We start from the raw sequence: 10,077 nt of genomic DNA, 5'->3' as shown, positions 1-10,077 counted from the left end.
GGGCATCTGGCAATCGATGTCAACGATGGTGGCATCGGTCAGTACGGTAGAGAAGAAGTGCTCCTGCTTGCCTTCAACGGAGGTGCGGTACCACTTCAGGGTCACTTTCGGCAGCATCTCGCCGGAAGCCAGTGCGTTGTACATCAGCGGCACAGCTTTGTTCAGCGCCACGGTGAACTTGAACGGCTTGTGGACACGCTGACCAGCAGGCTGACCGGATTGCGGGTCAGTCGGGACGGTGACAACGTGCTGAAACTCTTGTACCAGCATCTCGTCTTCGTGACCTTGTACGAAGATGTTGCCGACGGAATCGGAGGTGAAGGCACCGGCGGTGATATTGCCCTGGGTTTTACCTTCGATGCTGATATAACATGGAGTTGGCATGTGTATGCTCCTAAATAGGTTGGTTAAATGAGTTAGTACTCAACCAGCCTAATAGCAGCGACCATGCCAACTTTTAGTGTTGTTATTTATCAAAGACTTATCGTAATCCACCTTCCTAGCTCGCCCTGGGTCGAGCAACCCTTTGCTCAAACCACGCATATTCACCAGCGAGAGTTGCGGAAAAAGTGGGGATCACCAGAAAGTGAGCTATATATTGCGCCAGTTAGCATCATTCACTGATTTCGCTGATATTTCCTACTTCTGCAGCACCGATATTCAGGCGTACCAATCCCTGCTTGAGGGCCCAGGAGATTGCCTGGCCCTTGCTGCTCGCCCCCAACTTCTCGGCTATGCGTTCCAGATGAAAGGTGACTGTCCGAGGGGTAATGCCCAGGATTTGAGCGATATCACTGACTTGCTTTCCCTCTGCTGCCCACTGACAGACCTCCAACTCACGCAAGCTCAAAGGGGCACGGGGTGGTATTGTTGACGTCGTACACACCCGTACAACGGCTTCGAAGACGTGATTTGATAGCCAACTCAGAAATGGGATCGCGCTGAGCCATTGATGTTCAGTACGTGGTGTGCGTGTGATGAGAGAGAGCAACCCGACATGGCCATTAGGCCCATGCCAAGGGATGGTGATGCCATCACGCAGCCCAGCCTTTTGGGCTAGCATCATGACCTCCAATCCAGCCGCATCCTGTTGGTCGCAACACTCAGTGATGAGATTGGCCCACAATATCGGCGTGCTCTGAGTCATTCCTTTACGCACAACAGGGTCTACCGCAAAAAAGCGCTGCGCGTCATATGCCTGCACCCACTGAGCAGGACAGCCATTGAATATGCGTACCTCGGGACGCTGGATAGAGCTTGGTGAAATGAACCCCAATCGAAAATGGTCAAACCCCATCTGCTGGCTGAGGGTGCGCAACAGCGCAACGATAGTGTGCTCGTCAGTCGCGCTATCAAACTGCGTAATGAGCAACAGTGCGTCGACATTATTGAGGGAGTGATGCAATGTGGTTGTCAAGCATTCAGCATACAAGTAATAAAACGTACCCAACATTAACCACAATCAATCGGGCAGCACAATATTTCACCAATAAATTAAGAAAAAGGCCACATCAGTAATCGATGTAGCCCGTACGTTCAGATGAGGAACTCGTTAAGTTGACGACCTTGCTCGAGCTGCTCAGCCAGGAACTTGGGCGTGCGGCCCTGACCGGTCCAGGTATGTTCTTGCCCATTCTCAACATAGCGGTATTTCGGTGGACGAGGGGCTCGTTTAGCTTTGGCCGTAGTCGCTGCTGGAGTACTGCCAACCAACTCAGTCGGGTCGATACCAGCTTGGGCCAACATGGCTTGGAACTCGGCCAACTTTTGTTGGTGCTCAGCTTGGGCGGCTTGTTCTTTCTCCGCTGCCTCCAACCGTTCCAGATAAATCATTTCGATTTTCTCGTGGGCTTCTTTGAGCTGTTCCAGAGACAACTCACGCAGTGCTGCCCGCAGGCTACGGATGTTCAGCAGCACTTTCAGAAATTCACTCATAGATATCCTTTAATTAAATACGCAGGGATTGCTCTATAGCATACTAATGAGCATTGGTGTGCTCAAGCGTCTTATGATTGGCTACAACCGAAGTTACGCTGACCATCCCTAACATGCTTAGTACGAACCTTTGACAAATAAGCGAGGCGCAATAGAAACCCCTTGTATGTTGATATATCTGACAACATGACTCGACGATCAAATATGTATACTGGGTTCTTAGGGAAGTGTACCAGATAGGCGTAATCTGGGTAATGAAGCCCTAACGCGCTACACCACGCCTTCTGTACCCGTGTCGCCATGTTAGTCGCATCAGGATCACTGTAATCCCCCAAGTAAGCATAGACATCCTTATTAAACAGCAAAATAAGATGGTAATGAGGATAACGTCCTTTATCTCGCTCTCTAACCCAGATATATTTCGGCAGTTGAGGTATCCCTCTCGCGCATTTACGTCGATGATCTGCACGCAGTTGACTTTTGAGCGAGTCAAAAAATCGTGTGATCACATTGGGATCGGCTCGCTGGAAACAAGATGGCATGTCTGTGTCATCTCCAGTGAAGTCTTGTGCCATACGTACGTCTACACGCATGGCACAGACCCTGGGAAAATGGGAAAGAGCGGCATACACAACATCCAAGCTTCTTGCCAAGTGGACTGGTGATATATCGCCATATCGACGCTGAGCCTCATTAATCAAATCATTTATCTCCATGGGACTCAGTTTATAGGGGGTGTTATTAAGCTCTGTCATTGTACATTCCTTAAACGGGCATAAGTTTTACTATGCCCTTTAGAGATATAGATAAGTCTCAATACAATTAATAATTCAAGATTAAAATAACAATAGGCATATCACTACCATATAGAAATAAATGCAAAGTGAATGTATAAGCAATACATACAGTACTGATGACTGCATACAGAGTACCAATGATTGCTTATGCTACATCGAGAGCTTACTATATTTCCTATGTGCTATTTCCTATTTCCTATTTCCTATTTCCTATTTCCTATTTCCTATTTCCTATATATTACTTATACCGAGGGCTACGCAGTAGGAATGCTTTAAGTATTTTAGTGAAAAACGACGTTTTGTTCGCAAGAACACATCTCAACTCTAATAAAAGCAATCCAACATCACTCTGAAGTTAATATATTAAAAACCGAACATTCCCAAATCGTTATAACTAATATAAGTGGTTCTACCGTACCTAGATATAGAGACAATATTCCTTCGCCGAAGATTCTCTAGCGCTTTATTTAGTCGTTCTCTATTCCTGAGCGGATTAGGTCCATATTGACGTATGATATTTTTCTTCACTCCTGACATGGGGATCTTGCTGGCATGATGAGCAAGCCATCCATGTAAGAGATTGGCGTCTTGGATCTCCTCTGGGATAGTGTCAACCTTCATCAGCTGGATAAATGAATCAAAGTACCACTGTGCAATCATAATCGCGCAATACATTGTATGTTCTGATATCTGAAGTGTACCTGTGGTAAATACCTCCAGTACCGCTGCAATACGAGCGATGTGCTCGGGTTGCTTCGATGCATAGTCTCGAAACTCTTTAAGCGGCCCAAAAGGATTGATCATTCCCTCAATCCGATCATATTCAGCATGCCATCTGCCACTGGCTTCAGGCGACAACGTCACACAGAGTCTCTGGCCCTTCTCAACCCTACGTTCGATGGATTTGCGCAAGAAGGTCATCACTCTTGCGTGAAACCCACCGAGTGACCCATTTGTATTGCTTTGCTTTTGGCTCTGACCACTGGAGCGGTAACCGATGGTCGACGCGGGTTGACATATCAGCGTTCTTGCAAAAAATCCGGATGAACGGGCCTGAACACCTTGACGCTTCACATACTGTTCAAATAAACCCGGTTGCACCATCAGCATGCAACCAAAGCGTACATCTTCAATCCGAAACGCATCACGGTTTGCTCGGTCAACCTCGATAGGTTGGCCACTCCATAATGAATTCAGCAACGGGGTGTCACGGAGCAATTCCCCATTTAAAATGCTGCCAGCTTCATCAGAGAACAACCCAAGGGACGCATTCCCTGATCCTAGCGCCTGTTTTACTGCGGCGCTGGTGACATCGTTGACCAATAACCGTTGTCGGATAGGCATTACCGGTTTAAGGCTGAGGCTAGTCTTTAGTCTCTGACGGCTCGCTGGCACATCCCCCCCATCCTTTACGGCTCTCTCCAATGCCTTCTCCAGGGTCCGGTGTTCAATTTTCCACACGCTCATGTCTGCATCATATCGCCGTTTATCCTCCTGGAATGTTGCTTCAAGCTCACACTCCAGCATTCTTATTGGCTTCATAAGAAGCTTATCAATGGCTGACTTACGCTCACCTGAACCAGCCAACACCACTTGGTACAAAGATACCGGAAAGCGCAGTTTGGCCTTGGGGGCAACATCAAAAAGGTCCTGACAAGACGCGGCCATTACACCTAACAGTGACGTCGCAATCAGACCGGCGGATGCTTGTGTCTCATGCTGGATATCGTGAACAATCGCTTGCAGATCTTCATGCAGTACATTAACGGGAAAATCAAATACTGGGGTGGTCATTTCAAGTGGCCTCATCGGTGAGATCCCAACGTTTATAGATGACGAGAAGTTCATGCTGTTACTCCTTGGTTGCTGTAATAGGATGGGCTTGGGGGCGTGCAGCGATCCAAGCCATGACTTCGTTCAGACTCCAGCCCACTGAGGCTGCTCCGAGTTTGATGGGTCTGGGAAAACTCGGGTCAAAGCGCTTGGACTTGGGGTTGATACGGTCGTAGACAGTGGCCCGGCTAAGTGCGATCAGTCGAAGCAGCTCTTTAAGCCTGATAACCCGGTCTACCACGCAGCCATGGGTGGCTACTTGCGACTCTTGAATTTCATTGTGCATCTGTGACTCCGGTCGTGTGGGTTGACCGGCACAATGTATAGAATCAGAGCCCCAATAGTGACGGCAGTTTTGCAGAGGCAAGGACCTTATGTCTTTAAAAGAAGTTAAAACAATAGGTTATGATTTTTTTGCGGACCATCTACTATGGGCACTCGATCTGTACGCCAGCAATCGAAACGCCCGACTGAAGGAAAAGCGAAGCTACAGTAGTAAACAAGATGTTTACGTTGATGAACTCAATGAAAAACTCGTACAGGGCCTTTGCGATCAAACTCATGATGTCAACATACTGGTCAATGGTCTGTTGGACTTTAGCGAAGTGGCCACCTCATATGTTCTCTCGAAATTTATAGTTACGTCCTTAAGCAAGGAGCAGCTCTACCAGCGCTACGCCAAGCACATCCTTTGCCCACTGCTGGTGGCTTATATGGAAGTCTTCAGCGAGTTTCATGATGGTTCTCCTTTCATGCGACATCTGGACACACTGCTGTTATCAATAGACGAACGGGGCGTTGCCTTCGCAGCTCGCAAAATGTTGCTGTCTATCCTTGCAGCCCCAGAATGTGCACCTTATCGTGAAGATCTTACAGAGTTTATTCGAGATCTCCGGTCAGACCGGATACAACGACGAGCAACGATTGAGCAAAAGATTTGTTTGGCAAAGACCACTTTCAGCCATATCAAAAATCCGGAAGAGAAACAAAAATGCGAGTCATCACTGACAAAATTGCAAGATACCTATATGGCATGCATGGTGGCACTCTACTTTGATATCAAGACAGGATTGGGTTGTTATCTCGCTAGGCAGCATCAAATTGCCTCTACAGAAAGAGCGTGTTTTTCTGACATTCGTGTTGATTCATTAAGTAGTAGCATTGTAAAATTTATTAAAGCCCAACAATACTTTGGCAACGAACTACCAAAAAATACCAAAACACATCTAGATAGATTGTGGGGTGTGGCTGTCAAAGGAGTTCCACTGATAACGAGTCCGTACATACGGCAAAACGTCAACACTGTTTTTTATTTATTAGGGAAAACAGGGTTTTCGATAGAAAGGATTACAGACTGCAATAAGTCAGAAAAATTCTTTCACCGTGTCGCAACCCAAGCTGATATGCACCATTTAAAGCCTTACGCCTTGATGTTACAGGTTTTATATCATATAAAAAATGAGCAGCTGCAAGAAGCACTGAACTTACTAGAAAGTGACGAGGCATGTTTATTAGATAACGTGATAGGCTCACTTCCCTACTACGCTGCTGTGTTATTCTTGGGGTTAACTATCAAAACCAATCCCACCAAGCTAAAAAATGGCAACTTCAACCCGTTGGTCCAGATAATTATTAACACACAAGAGTTATATGCAGACATCAGGCTTGACTCTGCAAGCTTACTAAATATGGAGTTTGAATCATTCATTTCTGATAGTTATATTCACTCTCTCCTTCGCAGTATAAGAAAGTATAATTCCATTGTAGCATCCAATCTAAGCTCACCCCAAAATCGCACTCATCTATCTATTTTAAATGCTTGGGATAGCATGGAAGATCGATTAGAAACGATATACACTAAGTTAATCAACGTATCGACTAACGATAGAGTTGAAGCTATAAAATTGCTTTTAACAAAAGCTGACAAAGAGAAGGTGCTCATCACCTATCTTCCCAACTCGACCTTGTATCACTGTTTAAGAGAATTGGATGGCCTCCAATCCTACCTGCCCATTTTGAGAGATCATCATCCATACACTAAACACATCCTTAGGGATATCGAGTATAGGAAGGCATTGCTGATGGCTCTCGACCCAAAGCAATATGAGAAAGATACCCGACATCAACTAGAATAACTCTCTGCTATTCCGCTACTAGTAGCAAAAGTAGCGGAAAATATAACATCCCAAGCAGATTGACTTTGCACTGCCACCATGGCAGACAAGCTTCTACCGCAGTGACCCATGCCTAATTAATTTCACAGTGAGATTGCTGCATCGCCCCCCCCACCAAATACAAGGAAAAATATAACACACTTAATTGTTTGGCATGACCTTTTGCATTTAATTTGGCCGTACCAACCCTTGGGGCCACCATTATTCATCTGGTTTTATATTTTAATTTTCAATATCTCTCGCACGATTGTAATTCGATTGAAAAAATACACTATTTTGTCAAATGCTCGCGCAATGATGCCCTGTTGAATAGCAATTCACTTCATCTAACAGGAGGCGCAGGCATGAACACCCTGAGTACTTTAGCTATTTTTTCGCCTCCATCGCAAGAGTCTCAACATTGCAATTCCTGCAAACGATGCAGACATCACCACTGAAAAAAAACGGGTGAAAAACATCGATTAAAACATACGAAAAAAACCGGACAATGCTGATTAATTGAACTGTATTTCCCCCATATCCGTTCAGCTATACACCTCCAATAAATCTCACATCTATATCACTATCATGCACTGTCTCTTCAGTGTCTGGCTAATAACCTTCATTCAATATCCCCTACTGATATCTGGAGAAAATATGTTTGTATCACCATTAAGGGAACCACAACCGGGTGACCATCTGGTCAGCCCACGCCTCGGCTTTGAACACCACGGCCTTTATCTTGGCAATCAATTCGTGATGCATTATGCCGGAGGGGTCAGCGCCTCCGGGGCTGGTGAGTACGATGGCATTGAGCGTGTCTCCCTGGCGACCTTTACGCAAGGAAATATATTCAGGGTCGAGTCACATCCATACCGACGCTTTACCCATGACGAGGCCATTGCCAGGGCATGGCTACGTCTGGGAGAGCAACGTTATCACCCTGCCTTTAATAATTGTGAGCACTTTGTTCAGTGGTGTATCGAGGGAGTCAGTCACAGCCCGCAGGTATCGCGCTGGTTATTGCGTGCCGCCAGCGCAACGGATAACCCCTGGTTGGGTGGGGCGGTATTACTGGGCGGTATCCTGGGTCACCTGATAATGATGCCAACAAGGCGCGAGTAATCGACGCGATATCATGTCGATGATGTCTTTTCACCCGCGAGCCTGGCGACCAGACGCGCTATCGTCTCCAACAACCATGCCCGGTCTGCCTCATCCAGCTTGGCAAGCTGTTGGCTGAGCACAATACCTTGCTCGGTTGGGCGATTACTGCTCTCACGCAGGAAGTCCGCCAGTTCACAATCAAACAGCTGAGCCAGCTCAGCCAACCGCACAATGGTTGGCACCACAACACCACGCTCCATCCGGGAGACGGCCTCCATTCCGATATCGAGGCGCTCCGCCACTTGCTCTTGGGTCAATCCTGCTTGCTGTCGCTGCCGCGCGATGGCACGGCCAACTGTCTTGGCCAGTTGTTTAATCGTGATATCTGTCATGGGGCCTCCATATCAACCTTAATGGTTGGCCATGGACCTGTTGACATGAAGGGCCTGTGGAGTTGATTATCGACCCACAGGGTTGCCATTCAATATTTAAAGAGGAGGGTGATATCCGCGCAGTCCACTTCGCCCCTCATCACGTTGCTACCTCCTTGAGCATGTAACCCACCACCGCGACACATTAAGCCTGCTCTCACCGGCAAGCTTGCGCATTAATCTATCCATGAGGAAACACCATGAAATATTACTTTATTGTTGCCGGCTTACTCTTTGCTGCGCTGACCCTCCACCTTGCATGGCTCGACCACGGCCCGCAGCTGGGTGTCGGTGGATACTTGGCCACCTTCATTTTCGGCACGTTATTCACCGGTGGCGGCATGAGCCTTGGCGAATTATTCCGCCGCTTTACCCGACCAGACTGGATTGTTACCGGCAGCGCTGCTGCCACCTTCAAAGCCAAACTGTTCTGGATGATGGGCCCCCAGGCTATCGGTGGCTTTATCGGCTTTATGGCTTTTCAAAGCTTCATGTCCAACATCCTCGGCTATGCCGTGTGAACTCAGGGAGATAACCTCATGTATCGCATCGTTTTCATGTTACTGGGCATGTTGCTGACCGTGCCTGCATTCGCATTGGGCGAACAGGGGCGCTGGAGTACCGGATGGGCTCAGGGAACAACCGAGTATATGGCGGTCGTGGATGAGCATAACTCACTCTACATCGCCTGTAGTGACACCCAACCGGTCACCATGACGGCCACCGTGCAGGGTAAGGAGTATGGCGCTTATGCCCCTCAGGGGTTCGCCATGATTGTTGATGGCAGCCAATACGATACGCCTTATGAGACCACGTCCCGTGTCGGTGAGAACAATTTCATCGACATGTGGGAAAAACTACGTAACGCCAAGTCAATCAGCATTGTGACCGCGGATGGCAAGTCACTTGCACTGCCTACCCACGAGGTGGCCAACGTGTTGCCCGGCACGCAGACACCTGATTTCAGTTGCCTGTCGTCTGATGGGGCTGATACACAGCCGCCTTCTGTGGACAGCGAGACACATACCATACCGACAGCCTTGCCCCCCTCCACCTTCGATGTCGGCTGGCGCCTGGTTGAGTACTCCAAAGGCTATCCGGTCAAGGAGCTGCAATTGGTCTCTCACAGCAATAACATCACCGTGCAAGATGTTATCGTCAATCGTGGTAATTGCGTTGTCCCACGCAAGCGACTCCCCCAGACGCTCAGCTTTGGCGACACACTCAAACTCGCCCTGAGCGTTCACTGTAACGCCCTCGAAGTTCGACTGCTCACCGACCAGGGGGAAGCGCAATACCAGTTTGCAGCCCACCCCTAACCCTGCTCTTCCATCACGCTACAACCGGTGCCTCGTGCACCGGTTTTTTTGTTCATCAGGAAACCACTATGTCATTTTGCTTTTATCAGGGCGCCTTTGCCCTGCCCGTTGCCCAAGCGCTGCTCGCGTTACTCATTCAGGAGCTCGCCCATACCGACCTCGACCCAGAGCACCTGACCCAACTCACCTTCAACTTTCGCAGCCCCACCTACAGCCCCGAGCAAGGAGGAGCTCACCCCGTTGAGATCCGCCTGATACGTGGTCTTGATGGCTGGCTGTTCGATTACGTCACCGATTTCAGTTATCAGGGACTGGGCCAGGATGCCGAGCTCTGCAAGGAGCTCGATTTCAACTTCCTGGATGACGAACACTATTTGCAAGGATGGGGGCCAATCCAGCGCTCAGAGGCCCATGAGTTATTCACCCTGTGGCAGACCAACTTTGTTGCCTACTGCCGGATGGTGTACTTCACCGTTGAGGTCCGTGGGGAGTAGGAGGTGTG

The 10,077-nt window shown here is 48.3% G+C and carries 12 protein-coding genes; 5 read left to right on the top strand and 7 right to left on the bottom strand.

From position 1 onward, the window contains the following. From hcp1 to AACT07_RS13710, 6 genes are all read right to left on the bottom strand, one after another. A partial coding sequence (gene hcp1, locus AACT07_RS13735; RefSeq protein ID WP_069527027.1) for a type VI secretion system effector Hcp1 occupies positions 1 to 384 on the bottom strand: 384 nt, incomplete at its 3' end. Between the two features lie 229 nt (positions 385 to 613). Beyond that, on the bottom strand, positions 614 to 1,453 hold the full coding sequence (locus AACT07_RS13730; RefSeq protein ID WP_069528316.1) for a LuxR family transcriptional regulator: 840 nt from the start codon (positions 1,451 to 1,453) through the stop codon (positions 614 to 616). A gap of 83 nt (positions 1,454 to 1,536) precedes the next feature. Beyond that, complete coding sequence (locus AACT07_RS13725) at positions 1,537 to 1,935, bottom strand: H-NS family histone-like protein (RefSeq protein WP_069528314.1); 399 nt, start codon at positions 1,933 to 1,935, stop codon at positions 1,537 to 1,539. A gap of 71 nt (positions 1,936 to 2,006) precedes the next feature. Beyond that, positions 2,007 to 2,690, bottom strand: a complete 684-nt coding sequence (locus AACT07_RS13720; RefSeq protein ID WP_083249981.1) for an inovirus Gp2 family protein — start codon at positions 2,688 to 2,690, stop codon at positions 2,007 to 2,009. A 405-nt stretch (positions 2,691 to 3,095) separates the two neighbouring features. Then, positions 3,096 to 4,580 carry a YfjI family protein gene (locus tag AACT07_RS13715; RefSeq protein WP_083249980.1) on the bottom strand — a complete coding sequence of 495 codons (1,485 nt, stop codon included), beginning with the start codon at positions 4,578 to 4,580 and terminating at the stop codon, positions 3,096 to 3,098. Positions 4,581 to 4,584: 4 nt separating this feature from the next. Then, entirely contained in the window at positions 4,585 to 4,851 is a 267-nt protein-coding gene (locus AACT07_RS13710) for a helix-turn-helix transcriptional regulator (protein WP_069528312.1), read from the bottom strand. Positions 4,852 to 4,939: 88 nt separating this feature from the next. Here AACT07_RS13710 and AACT07_RS13705 point away from each other — a divergent pair, with 88 nt between their 5' ends. After that, entirely contained in the window at positions 4,940 to 6,700 is a 1,761-nt protein-coding gene (locus AACT07_RS13705) for a hypothetical protein (protein ID WP_069528310.1), read from the top strand. Positions 6,701 to 7,375: 675 nt separating this feature from the next. Then, positions 7,376 to 7,843 (top strand): lecithin retinol acyltransferase family protein, encoded by a 468-nt coding sequence (locus AACT07_RS13700; protein WP_171902781.1) that lies wholly within the window; start codon positions 7,376 to 7,378, stop codon positions 7,841 to 7,843. 11 nt (positions 7,844 to 7,854) lie between these two features. On the opposite strand, the gene AACT07_RS13695 is transcribed toward AACT07_RS13700, so the two are convergent. Next, positions 7,855 to 8,217: a helix-turn-helix domain-containing protein gene (locus tag AACT07_RS13695; RefSeq protein WP_069528308.1), complete on the bottom strand. Its 363-nt coding sequence runs from the start codon at positions 8,215 to 8,217 to the stop codon at positions 7,855 to 7,857. 239 nt (positions 8,218 to 8,456) lie between these two features. On the opposite strand from AACT07_RS13695, the gene AACT07_RS13690 reads away from it, so the two are divergent. From AACT07_RS13690 to AACT07_RS13680, 3 genes are all read left to right on the top strand, one after another. Then, positions 8,457 to 8,777 carry a hypothetical protein gene (locus tag AACT07_RS13690; protein WP_042060638.1) on the top strand — a complete coding sequence of 107 codons (321 nt, stop codon included), beginning with the start codon at positions 8,457 to 8,459 and terminating at the stop codon, positions 8,775 to 8,777. An 18-nt stretch (positions 8,778 to 8,795) separates the two neighbouring features. Beyond that, a complete protein-coding gene (locus AACT07_RS13685) occupies positions 8,796 to 9,575 on the top strand; it encodes a hypothetical protein (RefSeq protein ID WP_069528307.1) in 780 nt (259 codons plus the stop codon). A gap of 68 nt (positions 9,576 to 9,643) precedes the next feature. Next, on the top strand, positions 9,644 to 10,069 hold the full coding sequence (locus AACT07_RS13680) for a DUF2787 domain-containing protein (protein WP_069528305.1): 426 nt from the start codon (positions 9,644 to 9,646) through the stop codon (positions 10,067 to 10,069). The last annotated feature ends 8 nt before the right edge of the window (positions 10,070 to 10,077 follow it).

Source organism: Aeromonas sp. ANP5 (genome assembly GCF_963870295.1).
GTDB classification, from domain to species: Bacteria; Pseudomonadota; Gammaproteobacteria; order Enterobacterales; family Aeromonadaceae; genus Aeromonas; species Aeromonas veronii.
The sequence above is the reverse complement of the archived record's forward strand: the minus strand, read 5'-3'. Positions and strand labels throughout refer to the sequence as shown.